Consider the following 13,284-nt stretch of genomic DNA (forward strand, 5'->3'; position numbering starts at 1 on the left):
GCCCCCGAAGTCGATCAGAAGTCCATGTCACCGCCCGGCATGCCGCCACCGGCAGGCGCGGCGGCCTTCTCCGGCTTGTCGGCGATGACGGCCTCGGTGGTGAGGAACAGCGCGGCGATGGACGCGGCGTTCTGCAGCGCGGAACGCGTCACCTTCGCCGGGTCGATGATGCCCTCGGCGATCATGTCGACGTACTCGCCGGTCGCGGCGTTCAGGCCGTGGCCGACCGTGAGGTTGCGGACCTTCTCCACGACGACGCCGCCCTCGAGACCACCGTTGACGGCGATCTGCTTCAGCGGGGCCTCCAGGGCGAGCTTCACGGCGTTGGCGCCGGTCGCCTCGTCACCCTCGAGCTCCAGCTTCTCGAAGACCTGGGAGGCCTGGAGCAGGGCCACGCCACCACCGGCGACGATGCCCTCCTCGACGGCCGCCTTGGCGTTGCGCACGGCGTCCTCGATGCGGTGCTTGCGCTCCTTGAGCTCGACCTCGGTGGCGGCACCGGCCTTGATGACGGCCACGCCGCCCGCGAGCTTCGCCAGGCGCTCCTGGAGCTTCTCGCGGTCGTAGTCCGAGTCGCTGTTCTCGATCTCGGCGCGGATCTGGTTGACCCGGCCCGCGACCTGCTCGGAGGAGCCGGCACCGTCGACGATGGTGGTCTCGTCCTTGGTGATGACGACCTTGCGGGCCTTGCCAAGGAGGTCCAGGGAGGTGTTCTCGAGCTTGAGACCGACCTCCTCGGAGATGACCTCGCCACCGGTGAGGATGGCGATGTCGTTCAGCATCGCCTTACGGCGGTCACCGAAGCCCGGGGCCTTGACGGCGACGGACTTGAAGGTGCCGCGGATCTTGTTGACGACCAGGGTCGACAGGGCCTCGCCCTCGACGTCCTCGGCGATGATCAGCAGCGGCTTGCCCGACTGCATGACCTTCTCCAGGAGCGGGAGCAGGTCCTTGACGGAGCCGATCTTGGAGTTGGCGATCAGGATGTACGGGTCGTCGAGCGACGCCTCCATCCGCTCCATGTCGGTGGCGAAGTACGCCGAGATGTAGCCCTTGTCGAAGCGCATACCCTCGGTGAGCTCCAGCTCCAGACCGAAGGTCTGGGACTCCTCGACGGTGATGACGCCTTCCTTGCCGACCTTGTCCATCGCCTCGGCGATGAGCTCGCCGATCTGGGTGTCGGCGGCGGAGATGGAGGCCGTGGAGGCGATCTGCTCCTTGGTCTCGACATCCTTGGCCTGCTCGAGCAGGGCGGCGGAGACGGCCTCGACGGCCTTCTCGATACCGCGCTTGAGGGCCATCGGGTTGGCGCCGGCGGCTACGTTGCGCAGACCCTCCTTGACCAGGGCCTGGGCGAGAACGGTCGCGGTGGTCGTACCGTCACCGGCGACGTCGTCCGTCTTCTTGGCGACTTCCTTGACCAGCTCGGCGCCGATCTTCTCGTACGGGTCCTCGAGCTCGATCTCCTTGGCGATGGAGACACCATCGTTGGTGATCGTGGGGGCGCCCCACTTCTTCTCGAGGACGACGTTGCGGCCCTTGGGGCCGAGCGTCACCTTCACGGCGTCCGCGAGCTGGTTCATGCCGCGCTCGAGGCCGCGCCGCGCCTCCTCGTCGAACGCGATGATCTTGGCCATGTGAAGTGGTCCCTCCAGGACTGGGGGTGATTCCTTCGGACCGCGCCCGCGCCCGCGACGGACGGCTCACATGCCTTGTGGTTCCTTGCCCCACCCGGCCTGCGGGCCTCACCGACCCGGTCCTTCTTTGTCACTCTCACCTTCAGAGTGCTAACGCAATGATTAGCACTCGACCCATGCGAGTGCAAGCGGCTCTCGGGGATCGGGAGGGGCGCTCAGCCGGGCGCGAACGGGGGCCGGGCGGAGGCTGAGCAGGAGCAAGGCGGAGTTCGGGCCGAAATGAAGGGCCCGGCGAAGATCACGGCGAACGGCACGGCGGACGGCACGGCGAAGGGCCCGCACCCCGGGAGGTGCGGGCCCTTCGAAGAAGAACGTCGCTGCTTTAAGTCGACGCGTGCTTCAGCTGGCCGCCAGCCGGACCATGTCCGCCTGCGGCCCCTTCTGACCCTGCGAGATCTCGAAATCGACTCGCTGGCCCTCTTCCAGGGTGCGGTACCCGTCCATCTGAATCGCGCTGTAGTGGACGAAAACATCCGCACCACCGTCGACCGCGATGAAGCCGTACCCCTTCTCCGCGTTGAACCACTTGACGGTGCCCTGAGCCATGCCTAACTCCCCTATTACTGGCCCTTGCACAGATCCACACTTCGCGGATCCGGGTCAGACCTCACCCCCCATCGGTCGGGGGCGTGCGCCGGAACGCGTCGACCGCGGCTGAATGTATCTGCCCAACTGCCGTCTGCAACAGGTCAATCGGACGAGAAATCCGGGCACGACCGGTCGGGAATGTGGGGACAATTCCTCTGACTTCAGGTCAAGTCGGGCCCGGCAAAGGGAACAAAAGCCGCAAAAAACCCGCGCACTTTGGCTACTTCTTGTCGGGCTCGCGGTGAAAATCAAGGGTTGCCGACCCGTGGACCGGCGGCACGTTCCCCAACTGTACCTCGCTCAACCACACAGAATTGCCCCCTCCGCTTCTCTCACGGAGGGGGCAATTCGATGAACTCTTAGTGACCGGTGTTACCGATGGTAATGTTCGGTCATTCGGTCACCCTGTCAGCCACCGGCGACGGCCGGAATGATGGAGACGCCCGCACCGTCCGGGGTCGCGGTCTCCAGCCCCTGCTCGAAACGCACGTCGTCGTCATTGACGTACACGTTGACGAACCGACGCAGCTTGCCCTGGTCGTCGAGAACCCGGGCGGCGATCCCGGTGTGGTTCTTCTCCAGATCGGCGATGACCTCGCCGAGGGTCCCGCCTTCCGCGGTCACTTCGGCCTGGCCACCCGTGTAGGTGCGCAGGATGGTGGGGATGCGGACGTTGACGCTCACGTTATGACCTCCGGTCAGGTAGACGCCTCAGGGGCGCGGGGCTGTGTCGGATCTGCGGCTACCGCCGCGTGGGCGCGACCAGCCCCACCGGCCCGCCGACGAAATCCATGGGACGGGCCCCTAGGCGAGCCCAGCCTCGCGGAACGAATCCAGGTTGGGACGAATGGTCGCAGTAAGCCCCGTACCGGCCACCGCGTCCAGCGTCTTGAGCCCATCGCCGGTGTTCAGCACGACGGTCGTCAGGGTCGGGTCGAGGAGCCCGTTCTCGATCAGCTTGCGCGTCACACCCACGGTCACCCCACCCGCGGTCTCCGCGAAGATGCCCTCGGTCCTGGCAAGGACCTTGATCGCGTCGACGACCTGCTCGTCGGTCACGTCCTCCACCGCACCGCCGGTACGGCGAGCGATGTCCAGGACGTAGGGACCGTCCGCCGGGTTGCCGATCGCCAGCGACTTGGCGATCGTGTTCGGCTTCTGCGGGCGGACGACATCGTGGCCGGCCTTGAAGGCGACGGACACCGGCGAGCAGCCCTCGGCCTGGGCGCCGAAGATCTTGTACGGCTTGTCCTCGACGAGCCCGAGCTTGATCAGCTCCTGGAGCCCCTTGTCGATCTTCGTGAGCTGCGAGCCGGAGGCGATCGGCACGACCAGCTGGTCCGGCAGCTGCCAGCCGAGCTGCTCGCAGATCTCGTACGCCAGGGTCTTGGAGCCCTCGGCGTAGTAGGGCCGCAGGTTGACGTTGACGAAGCCCCAGCCCTCGCCGGCCGGGTCGCCGATCAGCTCGGAGCAGAAACGGTTCACGTCGTCGTAGTTGCCCTCGATGCCCACGAGCTCCCCGCCGTAGACCGCGGCCATGACGACCTTGCCCTGCTCCAGGTCGTGCGGGATGAACACGCAGGACCGGAAGCCGGCGCGGGCGGCGGCGGCGCCCACCGCGCCGGCGAGGTTGCCGGTGGAGGAGCAGGAGAGGGTGGTGAAGCCGAAGGCGCGGGCGGCCTCCAGGGCCTGGGCGACGACACGGTCCTTGAAGGAGTGCGTCGGGTTGCCGGAGTCGTCCTTGATGAACAGCTTGCCGGTGTCGACGCCCAGCTCACGCGCGAGGTTGTCGGCCTTGACGAGCTGGGTCCAGCCGGGGTTGATGTTCGGCTTGGCGGCCACGTCGGCCGGGACGGGAAGGAGGGGCGCGTAGCGCCAGATGTTCGCGGGGCCCGCTTCGATCCGCTTGCGGAGCTCCTCGGCGCCGTAGGCCGAGAAGTCGTACGCGATCTCCAGCGGGCCGAAACACTCCTCGCAGGCGAAGACCGGGCCGAGCGGGACGCGGTGACCGCATTCCCGGCAGCTCAGTGCCGCGGCGGGACCCAGATCGACGGAGTTCGTGGTGCTTGCAACAGTCTGCGCAGCCATGGAGGCGAGGCCCTTTCTCCTCATCTTCCTCACGACGCATCTCGCCGTGAGACGGATTTGGCACCTTCCCTAGCCGGGAGCCTCGCGTGAACGAGACCGGCTGGAGGGTTGCCGGGGCTTCATCGGGCCGTATCCCTCTGCCCCTCTGGATGAGCGGTATGAAGTTGTAAAAGGCGGGCCGGCCAGGACATGCGATGGTCACCCGCGTTGTTCAAGACTGTAACCGACAACCGGGACAGTTGAGATAGTCGTCCGAACCGCGAGATGGATCACACGGATCACACGGTCACACACTTTAAGGAGCCGCCTACGTGCTGGAAGAAGTCGAGCGCTGGCTGAGCACCCGCTCCTGGTCCGCGACCGATCGCCCGCTCCACCAGATCCTGGCCGCCAAGCAGCGTACGGGTCAGTCGGTCTCCGTCGTGCTGCCCGCGCTCAACGAGGAGGAGACCGTCGGCGACATCGTCGCGGTCATCCGGCACGACCTCATGCAGCAGGTGCCGCTGGTCGACGAGATCGTCGTCGTCGACTCGGGCTCCACCGACCGCACCTCCGAGGTGGCCGCCGCGGCGGGCGCGACCGTGGTGCACCGGGACGCGATCCTGCCGCGCGTCCCGGCCGTGCCCGGCAAGGGCGAGGTGCTGTGGCGCTCCCTGCTCGTCACCGGCGGGGACATCGTCTGCTTCATCGACGCGGACCTGAAGGAGTTCTCCTCCGACTTCGTCTCCGGCATCGTGGGCCCGCTGCTCACCAACCCCGAGGTCGACCTGGTCAAGGGCATGTACGACCGTCCGCTGCGCGGCGCCGCCGGGCAGGGCGGCCGGGTCACCGAACTGATGGCCCGCCCGCTGCTGAACATGCACTGGCCGCAGCTGGCCGGTTTCGTGCAGCCGCTGGGCGGCGAGTACGCGGCCCGCCGCAGCCTGCTGGAACAGCTCCCCTTCCCCGTCGGATACGGCGTCGAGCTGGGCATGCTGGTCGACGCCCTGCACCTGGTGGGCCTGGACGCGCTGGCCCAGGTGGACGTGGGTGTGCGCAAGCACCGGCACCAGGACGGGCAGGCGCTCGGCCGGATGTCCGCCGCGATCTACCGCACGGCCCAGCTGCGGCTGGCCCGGGGCCACCTGATCCGCCCCGCCCTTACCCAGTTCGAGCGGGGCGAGGACGGGTTCGAGCCGCGCACGTACTCCGTGGACACGGAGGAGCGACCGCCGATGGTGGAGATCGCCGAGTACGCGACACGGAAGGTCGCGTAAACGCCCCGCCACTGAGGGGAACCGCACGTTTGAGCGTTTCCGGGCCGGGCTAGGTTGAGGCGTATGGCTTCCACGCACGGCGCTGAGGTGCTGGTCGCGTCCAATCGCGGCCCGGTTTCGTACGAGGTTCGTGAGGACGGGACGCTGCATGCCCGGCGGGGTGGCGGCGGGCTGGTCTCCGGGCTGTCGGCGATCGGGCCGGACGCGGGGGCGGTGTGGGTGTGCGCCGCGCTGAGCGACGCCGACCGGGAGGCGGTGCGCCGCTCGCACGGCGGACGGCGGCTGTCCGTCGAGGCGACCGGCGGCCAGCACGTGCGGATGCTCGACATCGACGCGACCGTCTTCGCCGACGCCTACAACGGCATCGCGAACTCGGTCCTCTGGTTCGTCCACCACATGCTGTACCAGACCCCGCTGGAGCCGGTCTTCGACGCGGAGTTCCGGCGTCAGTGGGCGTCGTACGAGGCCTACAACCGTGCCTTCGCCGAGGCGCTGGCCGAGGAGGCGGCGCCCGGGGCGGCGGTGCTGGTGCAGGACTACCACCTGACGCTGGTGCCGGGGATGCTCCGCGAGCTGCGGCCGGATGTCCGGATCGGCCACTTCTCACACACGCCGTGGGCGCCGCCGGAGTACTTCCGGATGCTGCCCGACGACGTCGCCGGACAGGTGCTGCGCGGAATGCTCGGCGCGGACCGGCTGGGGTTCCTGACGCGGCGGTGGGCGGACGCCTTCGAGGCGTGCTGCGCGGAGTTCGCCGGAGGGCTCGGGGGCACCCGGGTCGGGGTGCACGGGCTGGGGGCGGACGCGGACTTCCTGCGGGCGCGGGCGCATCGGTCCGACGTGGCCGAGCGGATGGCGGCGCTGCGGGACGAGATCGGCCCGGCCGCGGACGGAAGCGCCCGGAAGACGATCGTGCGGGTCGACCGCACCGAGCTGTCCAAGAACATCGTGCGGGGCCTGCTGGCCTACCGGCAGCTGCTCGACGACCACCCCGAGTGGCGGGAGCGGGTGGTGCACGTGGCCTTCGCGTACCCCTCGCGGCAGGATCTCGCGGTGTACCGCGACTACACGGCCGAGGTCCAGCGGCTGGCCGACGAGATCAACTCCGGCTACGGGAGCCCGACTTGGACCCCGGTGGTCCTGCACGTCAAGGACGACTTCGCACGCTCGCTGGCCGCGTACCGGCTGGCCGACGTGGCCCTGGTCAACCCCATCCGGGACGGCATGAACCTCGTCGCCAAGGAGGTCCCGGTCGTCTCCGACGAGGGCTGCGTGCTGGTGCTGTCGCGGGAGGCGGGGGCCTTCGCGGAGCTGGGCGAGGACGCGATCGCCGTGAATCCGTACGACGTGATCGGCACGGCGCGGGCGCTGCACGAGGCGTTGTCCGTGGGGCCGGAGGAGCGGGCGGAACGGTCGAAGCGGCTGGCTGCGGCTGCGACCGCGCTGCCGCCGGCTCAGTGGTTCCTGGACCAGCTGCACGCGCTGACCGGGGAGTCCGGGGCGGCCGGGTAGTCGGGGGCGGCCGGTCAGCCCGCCTGAGCTGCGATCGCCTGCAACAGTCGTACGACCCCCGCCGGGCCGTCGACCACCACGTCCGCCTTCTCCGACAACTCGGTGACCTCCTCGCTGCCGCTGCACACCAGGAGGCCGGGGGTGCCGTCGGAGCGGAGTTCGTCGACGGCGGCGTAGGCGGGGAGGTCGCCGAGGTCGTCGCCGGCGTAGAGGACGGACTCGACGCCGAGGTCGCGGACGTAGTCGAGGAGGGCGACGCCCTTGTCCATGCCGGGTGGCCGGAGTTCGAGGACCATCCGCCCCGGTTCGACGATGAGGCCGTTGCGGGTGGCGAGGTCGGTGAGGGGGGCGCGGAGGGCGTCGAAGGCGCCCTGGGGGTCGGCCGCCCGGCGGGTGTGTACGGCCAGGGCGTGGCCCTTGTCCTCGGTCCAGGTGCCCTGCGCGGCGCCGCTCGCGTCGAGGAGACCCGGCAGTTCGGCGCGGACGGTTGCGATGCCGGGGTGGGGGTCGGGTGCGGTGACCTTTCCGCTGACGGCGTCCCAGCGTTCGGCGCCGTAGTGGCCGAGCACGACGAGGTGCTCCAGGCCCGGGACGTCGGCGAAGCCGCCGTACTTCACGGCGGTCCCGGCCGGGCGGCCGGTGATCACCGCCACGGCGGCCACCTTCGGCGCGAGTGCGGTGAGGGCCGGGAGGGCGTCCGGGTGGGGCCTTGCCTTCTCCGGGTCCGGGACGATGGGGGCGAGGGTGCCGTCGAAGTCCAGTGCGATCAGTGCCCGTGAGGGGTGAGCGAGGAGGGCGGCGAGGCCGGCGCGGCCGGGGTCGGATGTGGGGGTCGGCAGGGTGGTCGGCAAAGGGTCCGTGGAGTTGCCCATGCGGCGAGCCTATCCAGGGCGGGTGCACCCCGGGCCTTCTCTCGCCCCCCGCCGCCCCTACCCGTCCCGTCCCTGGGGGCTGCGCCCCCAGACCCCCGCTGTCGGCCCTGCGGGCCTCGTCCTCAAACGCCGGACGGGCTGAGAATGCCTGGCGAATCCAGCCCCTCCGGCGTTTGAGGAGCGGTCTGGGGGCGGAGCCCCAGAAGGATGGGACGGGTAGGGCGGCGGGGGCGGAAACCACTCGTCACCGGGCGCCGCGCCGCCCCTCCCGCACCCGCCGCAGCCGGTTCACCGTCACCGGGTCGTAGGCCAGCGCCCGCGAGTCGTCCAGCAGGGCGTTGAGCAGCTGGTAGTAGCGGACCGGCGCCAGCCCCAGCTCCTCGCGTATCGCCCGCTCCTTCGCGCCGGGGCCCGGGAACCCCCGGCGTTCCAGAGCGAGAATGGCCCGCTCGCGCTCGGCGAGGGCGGCGAGAGCATCGGGCTCAGGCGGGTCCTGACTCATGCGTCGCACAGTAGCCCCCGCCACTGACAAACCCCCCTGACACCCTCGCCACCTTGTTACCTCGCCACCTCGCCACCTCGCCACCGACGACTACTCCGCGCTCTCCGCCCTCAACGCGGTCGACTGCAGCTGCCCGAGGATCGCCGACGGGCTGCCACCGGAGGCGACCGTCCCCCCGATCCGCTTCTTGACGTCCGCGCTGACCGCCGCCCACGACGTCCGCCCCACCGGGTACAGCTCGGACAGCGAGAGCTGCTCCAGGAAGGGCTTGAGGTCGGCGTCCTGCGGGGCCGCGGTCATCACCGTGGACGCTGAGTTCGTGACCGGCAGCAGGTCGTACCGCCGGGAGAAGTCCAGGACGTTCTGCTTGTCGTAGACGAAGTCGAGGAAGTCGCCCACCTGCTCGGCATGGCCGTTCTGCTTGAAGGCCATCATCCAGTCGGCCACACCCATGGAGAGCTTGGTCGGCTCTTCCCGCCCGGGCATGGGCACCATGCCGAACTTCACGCCCTTCTTCGCGGCCATCTGCATCAGCGAGGGATGGCCGTTGAGCATGCCGACGTCACCGGCCGCGAAGGCGGAGAACGCGTCGGCCCGGTTGAGTTCACCGGGCGCGACCGGGCCGGTGAGCCCCTTGCCGACCAGGTTGTTCTTGAGCCAGTTGAACGTGGCGACGTTCTCTGTGGAGTCGATGCTGTACGTGCCGAGTTCGGCGTCGGTGTAACCGCCCCCGCCGCTGAGCAGCCACTGCATGGTCTCGGCCTGCGCCTCCTCGGCCCCGAGCGGCAGCGCGTACGGGTACTTCACGCCCTCCGCCTTGAGCGCCTCGGCGTCGGCGGCCAACTCCTTCCAGGTGGTGGGCGGAGTGAGGCCGGCCTTCTGGAAGAGGGTCTTGTTGTAGAAGAGCAGGCGCGTGGAGGAGGCGAAGGGGATGCCGAACTGGACCCCGTTCACCTGCCCCGCGTCCGCGAGCTGCGAGACGAAGTCGGCCTGGACGGGGATGGAGAGCAGTTCGTCGGCCTCGTAGAGGAGATCCTTCGCGGCGTAGTCGGCATACGCTCCGATCTGCGCCATGTCCGGCGCCTTCCCGGCGTCGACCATCTCCTTGACCTTGGCGTCGACGTCGTTCCAGGAATAGACCGAGACGTCGACCTGGACACCGGCGTGCTCCTCCTCGTACTCCTTGACGAGCTTGTCCCAGTACTTCTGGGAACTGTTCGCCCCGCTGTCGCCGTAGTCGGCCGCGACCAGCCTCAGCGTCACCTCGTCCGAACCACCGGTCAGCCCGCAGCCGCCCAGAGCGGCCGTCAGGCCCAGCACGGACACTGCCGCGATCGCCCCCGTACGACCCGTACGCCCTGTACGCCCCGTCCGCCCCCTACGCCTACACCGCTGCACGCTGGACCGCCCCACACCCATCATTCGAAACTTTCGAAACGTCATACATATTGCCCCCATAAGGTCTACACCACGTAAGTGGACTAGACCTCTCGCGGGTGCACAAGCCACACTGTTCCCCGTGAGACACGTCATCGCCCTCGATGTGGGCGGCACCGGGATGAAGGCCGCCCTGGCAGGGGCGAGCGGCGACCTCCTCCACCAGGCCCGCCGCCCGACCGGGCGCGAGCGCGGGCCGGACGCGGTCGTCGAGGGCATCCTCGACTTCGCCGCCGAGCTGCGCGCGTACGGCGAACAGCGCTTCGGCGAGCCCGCGGCCGCCGTCGGCGTCGCCGTCCCCGGCATCGTCGACGAGGCGCGGGGCATCGCCGCCTACGCCGCCAACCTGGGCTGGCGTGACGTACCCCTGCGGCAGCTGCTCGCGCAGCGGCTCGGCGGCGCCCCCGTCGCCCTCGGCCACGACGTGCGCACCGGCGGTCTCGCGGAGGGCCGGATCGGCGCGGGCAAGGGAGCCGACCGGTTCCTCTTCGTGCCGCTCGGCACCGGGATCGCCGGTGCCATCGGCATCGACGGCCGGGTGGAGGCGGGCGCGCACGGCTTCGCGGGCGAGATCGGCCACATCGTCGTACGGCCCGGCGGGGCCCCCTGTCCATGCGGGCAGCGCGGCTGCCTGGAGCGGTTCGCGTCGGCGGCGGCGGTGAGCGAGGCGTGGGCCGCCGCCTGCGGGGACCCGGAAGCGGACGCCGCGGACTGCGCGAAGGCCGTCGCGTCCGGTGACCCGAACGCCGTACGGGTGTGGCAGGAGGCCGTGGACGCGCTCGCCGACGGCCTGGTCACCGCGCTCACCCTGCTGGACCCACGGATATTGATCATCGGTGGCGGCCTGGCCGAGGCGGGGGAAACGTTGTTCACACCGCTGCGGGACGCCGTCCGGCGGCGGGTGACTTTCCAGCGGCTGCCGTCCATCGTCCCCGCGGCCCTCGGCGACACGGCCGGCTGCCTCGGCGCCGGGCTCCTGGCCTGGGATCTCCTCGACCACACCGACCGTACGGAGGTAACCCGCTGATGGCCAACGCCCTAGGGGCGCGGGGAACTGCGCGACCAGCCACAACGAACCCGCACCCCGGAACGGACAGAGCGCCCCTGATCCTCTCCGGCGCCAGCGTGGTCATGCCGACAGGGACCCTCAAAGAGGGCCAAGTGATCGTCGACCGCACCCGAATCACCAGTACAGCCCCAGAGAACGCCCACCGCATCGACCTCACCGGCCACTGGCTGGTCCCCGGCTTCGTGGACATCCACAACCACGGCGGCGGTGGAGCCTCGTTCACGTCAGGCACGCCGGACGACGTAGTCACCGGCATCCACACCCACCGCCTCCACGGCACCACCACCCTCGTCGCCTCCACGGTCACCGGCGACATGGACTTCCTGACCCAGCGAGCCGGCCTCCTCTCCGAGCTGGCCGAGCAGGGCGACATCGCCGGCATCCACTTCGAGGGCCCCTTCATCTCCCCGTGCCGCAAGGGCGCGCACTCCGAGGCACTGCTGCGCGACCCGGACCCGGCGGAGGTCCGCAAGCTGATCGACGCGGCGCGCGGGCACGCCGCGATGGTCACCCTCGCCACCGAGCTGCCGGGCGGTCTCGACTCCGTACGCCTCCTCGCCGAACGCGGCGTCGTCGCGGCGATCGGGCACACGGACGCGACCTACGAGCAGACGGTGGAGGCGATCGAGGCGGGCGCGACGGTCGCCACGCACCTGTTCAACGCGATGCCGCCGCTGGGCCACCGGGATCCGGGCCCCATCGCGGCCCTGCTGGAGGACGAGCGGGTGACCGTCGAGCTGATCAACGACGGCACCCATCTGCACCCGGCGGCGCTGGAACTGGCGTTCCGCCACGCGGGGGCCGACCGGGTCGCGTTCATCACGGACGCCATGGACGCGGCCGGCTTCGGCGACGGCCGCTACATGCTCGGCCCGCTGGAGGTGGAAGTCGCCGACGGTGTGGCACGCCTCGTCGAGGGCGGCTCGATCGCGGGGTCCACGCTCACCCTCGACCGCGCCTTCAAGCGAGCCGTGACGATCGACCGGCTGCCGGTCGAGGACGTGGTGGCGGCCCTGTCCGTCAACCCGGCCAAGCTGCTCGGCCGCTACGACCGCATCGGCTCACTGGAGCCCGGCAAGGACGCCGACCTGGTCGTACTGGACGCCGACTTCGACCTCAAGGGCGTGATGCGCCGGGGCGAATGGGTGGTCGATCCCCAACTGGGGTGATCTGTCCCGCTGTTGAGGGCGGCGGTTGTCCTGGGAGACTGGGACGGCCGCCGTCCTTTTGGCATGATCAATGCCTCCGGGCGGAGCGTCCGGCGGACAGACGGCAAACGCGTTCTGAACTGCTCGCGTTCTGAGCTTCTTCGGGGGAGGTCGGCCCAGGTGATCCTCACGGTCACACTGAACACCGCTCTCGACATCACCTATCGTGTCCGGGCCCTGCGCCCGCACGCGTCCCACCGGGTCTCCGAGGTGACCGAACGCCCCGGCGGCAAGGGCCTGAACGTGGCCCGGGTGCTGGCGGCCCTCGGGCACGAGGTGACGGTGACCGGTTTCACCGGCGGCGCGACGGGCCGGGTCGTACGGGAGCAGCTGTCGGCCCTGCCCGGTGTGGTGGACGCGCTGGTCCCGGTGACGGGCGCGACCCGGCGCACGATCGCCGTGGTCGACGAGGCGACCGGCGACACGACCCAGCTCAACGAACCCGGCCCTACGGTCACACCGGCCGAGTGGTCCGCCTTCCAGGAGGCATACGAGGACCTCCTCGCCTCGGCCTCCGCGGTGGCCCTGTGCGGCAGTCTGCCGCCGGGCGTGCCGGTGGGGGCGTACGCCGGTCTCGTACGGGCCGCGAAGGCCGCCGGGGTGCCGGTACTGCTGGACACCAGCGGAGAGGCGCTGCGCCGGGGCGTCGCCGCCCGCCCGGACCTCATCAAGCCCAACGCCGACGAACTGGCCGAGCTCACCGGCTCCCACGAGCCGCTGCGCGCGACGCAGGACGCCCGGCGACGCGGGGCACGTGCGGTGGTCGCCTCCCTCGGCACGGAGGGCCTGCTCGCCGCGACCCCCGAAGGCCGCTGGCGCGCCACCCCACCGACCCGCCTCCACGGCAACCCGACCGGCGCCGGCGACTCGGCGGTCGCGGGCCTGCTGTCGGGGCTCGTGGAGCGGCTGCCGTGGCCGGACCGGCTGGCCCGCGCGGCAGCGCTCAGCGCGGCGAGCGTGCTGGCGCCGGTGGCGGGCGAGTTCGACCGGGGAGCCTACGAGGAGCTGCTGGGGCGGGTGGCGGTGACCGGGGAGGTCACCGCGGCCTGACGACG

12 protein-coding genes and 1 riboswitch are annotated in these 13,284 nt (G+C 70.3%); of the genes, 5 read left to right on the plus strand and 7 right to left on the minus strand.

The genetic code is table 11. From position 1 onward, the window contains the following. Positions 1-14: 14 nt before the first annotated feature. The 4 genes from groL to thrC form a co-directional block, all read right to left on the minus strand. Positions 15-1,637: a chaperonin GroEL gene (groL, locus tag ADK36_RS27860; RefSeq protein ID WP_048586894.1), complete on the minus strand. Its 1,623-nt coding sequence runs from the start codon at positions 1,635-1,637 to the stop codon at positions 15-17. Between the two features lie 399 nt (positions 1,638-2,036). Further along, positions 2,037-2,243: a cold-shock protein gene (locus ADK36_RS27865; protein ID WP_030050353.1), complete on the minus strand. Its 207-nt coding sequence runs from the start codon at positions 2,241-2,243 to the stop codon at positions 2,037-2,039. 450 nt (positions 2,244-2,693) lie between these two features. Then, the gene (locus ADK36_RS27870) at positions 2,694-2,969 is read right to left on the minus strand and encodes a MoaD/ThiS family protein (RefSeq protein ID WP_030941262.1); all 276 of its coding nucleotides are present in this window, start codon (positions 2,967-2,969) and stop codon (positions 2,694-2,696) included. A gap of 120 nt (positions 2,970-3,089) precedes the next feature. After that, positions 3,090-4,373 carry a threonine synthase gene (gene thrC / locus ADK36_RS27875; protein WP_048586893.1) on the minus strand — a complete coding sequence of 428 codons (1,284 nt, stop codon included), beginning with the start codon at positions 4,371-4,373 and terminating at the stop codon, positions 3,090-3,092. Positions 4,374-4,390: 17 nt separating this feature from the next. Continuing rightward, positions 4,391-4,529: riboswitch (SAM riboswitch) on the minus strand. Between the two features lie 155 nt (positions 4,530-4,684). Between thrC and ADK36_RS27880 the strand changes: the two genes are divergently transcribed. Both ADK36_RS27880 and ADK36_RS27885 read left to right on the plus strand, forming a co-directional pair. Then, positions 4,685-5,629: a glucosyl-3-phosphoglycerate synthase gene (locus tag ADK36_RS27880; protein WP_048586892.1), complete on the plus strand. Its 945-nt coding sequence runs from the start codon at positions 4,685-4,687 to the stop codon at positions 5,627-5,629. A 63-nt stretch (positions 5,630-5,692) separates the two neighbouring features. Further along, positions 5,693-7,141, plus strand: a complete 1,449-nt coding sequence (locus ADK36_RS27885; protein WP_053199486.1) for an alpha,alpha-trehalose-phosphate synthase (UDP-forming) — start codon at positions 5,693-5,695, stop codon at positions 7,139-7,141. Between the two features lie 14 nt (positions 7,142-7,155). Here ADK36_RS27885 and otsB read toward each other — a convergent pair whose 3' ends face one another. From otsB to ADK36_RS27900, 3 genes are all read right to left on the minus strand, one after another. Beyond that, the gene (gene otsB, locus ADK36_RS27890) at positions 7,156-8,013 is read right to left on the minus strand and encodes a trehalose-phosphatase (protein WP_053199488.1); all 858 of its coding nucleotides are present in this window, start codon (positions 8,011-8,013) and stop codon (positions 7,156-7,158) included. Between the two features lie 244 nt (positions 8,014-8,257). Further along, on the minus strand, positions 8,258-8,515 hold the full coding sequence (locus ADK36_RS27895) for a DUF3263 domain-containing protein (RefSeq protein WP_048585814.1): 258 nt from the start codon (positions 8,513-8,515) through the stop codon (positions 8,258-8,260). A 90-nt stretch (positions 8,516-8,605) separates the two neighbouring features. Then, on the minus strand, positions 8,606-9,841 hold the full coding sequence (locus ADK36_RS27900) for an ABC transporter substrate-binding protein (protein WP_048585813.1): 1,236 nt from the start codon (positions 9,839-9,841) through the stop codon (positions 8,606-8,608). A 193-nt stretch (positions 9,842-10,034) separates the two neighbouring features. Between ADK36_RS27900 and ADK36_RS27905 the strand changes: the two genes are divergently transcribed. The 3 genes from ADK36_RS27905 to ADK36_RS27915 all read left to right on the plus strand — a co-directional run bounded on the left by ADK36_RS27905 (position 10,035) and on the right by ADK36_RS27915 (position 13,279). Next, positions 10,035-10,979 (plus strand): ROK family protein, encoded by a 945-nt coding sequence (locus ADK36_RS27905; RefSeq protein ID WP_048585812.1) that lies wholly within the window; start codon positions 10,035-10,037, stop codon positions 10,977-10,979. Then, the gene (gene nagA, locus ADK36_RS27910; RefSeq protein WP_078942736.1) at positions 10,979-12,190 is read left to right on the plus strand and encodes an N-acetylglucosamine-6-phosphate deacetylase; all 1,212 of its coding nucleotides are present in this window, start codon (positions 10,979-10,981) and stop codon (positions 12,188-12,190) included. The genes ADK36_RS27905 and nagA overlap by 1 nt, the downstream gene beginning before the upstream one ends. A 159-nt stretch (positions 12,191-12,349) precedes the next feature. After that, positions 12,350-13,279, plus strand: a complete 930-nt coding sequence (locus tag ADK36_RS27915) for a 1-phosphofructokinase family hexose kinase (RefSeq protein WP_048585811.1) — start codon at positions 12,350-12,352, stop codon at positions 13,277-13,279. Positions 13,280-13,284: the final 5 nt, after the last annotated feature.

The sequence above is a fragment of the Streptomyces viridochromogenes genome (assembly GCF_001270495.1).
In the GTDB taxonomy this organism is placed as follows: domain Bacteria; phylum Actinomycetota; class Actinomycetes; order Streptomycetales; family Streptomycetaceae; genus Streptomyces; species Streptomyces viridochromogenes_A.

Excerpts from the sequence above, each read along its gene's own strand:
- ADK36_RS27865 (WP_030050353.1), bottom strand. The coding sequence starts at position 2,243 with ATGGCTCAGGGCACCGTCAAGTGGTTCAACGCGGAGAAGGGGTACGGC.
- otsB (WP_053199488.1), bottom strand. The coding sequence starts at position 8,013 with ATGGGCAACTCCACGGACCCTTTGCCGACCACCCTGCCGACCCCCACA.
- groL (WP_048586894.1), bottom strand. The coding sequence starts at position 1,637 with ATGGCCAAGATCATCGCGTTCGACGAGGAGGCGCGGCGCGGCCTCGAG.
- nagA (WP_078942736.1), top strand. The coding sequence starts at position 10,979 with ATGGCCAACGCCCTAGGGGCGCGGGGAACTGCGCGACCAGCCACAACG.
- ADK36_RS27885 (WP_053199486.1), top strand. The coding sequence starts at position 5,693 with ATGGCTTCCACGCACGGCGCTGAGGTGCTGGTCGCGTCCAATCGCGGC.
- ADK36_RS27895 (WP_048585814.1), bottom strand. The coding sequence starts at position 8,515 with ATGAGTCAGGACCCGCCTGAGCCCGATGCTCTCGCCGCCCTCGCCGAG.
- thrC (WP_048586893.1), bottom strand. The coding sequence starts at position 4,373 with ATGGCTGCGCAGACTGTTGCAAGCACCACGAACTCCGTCGATCTGGGT.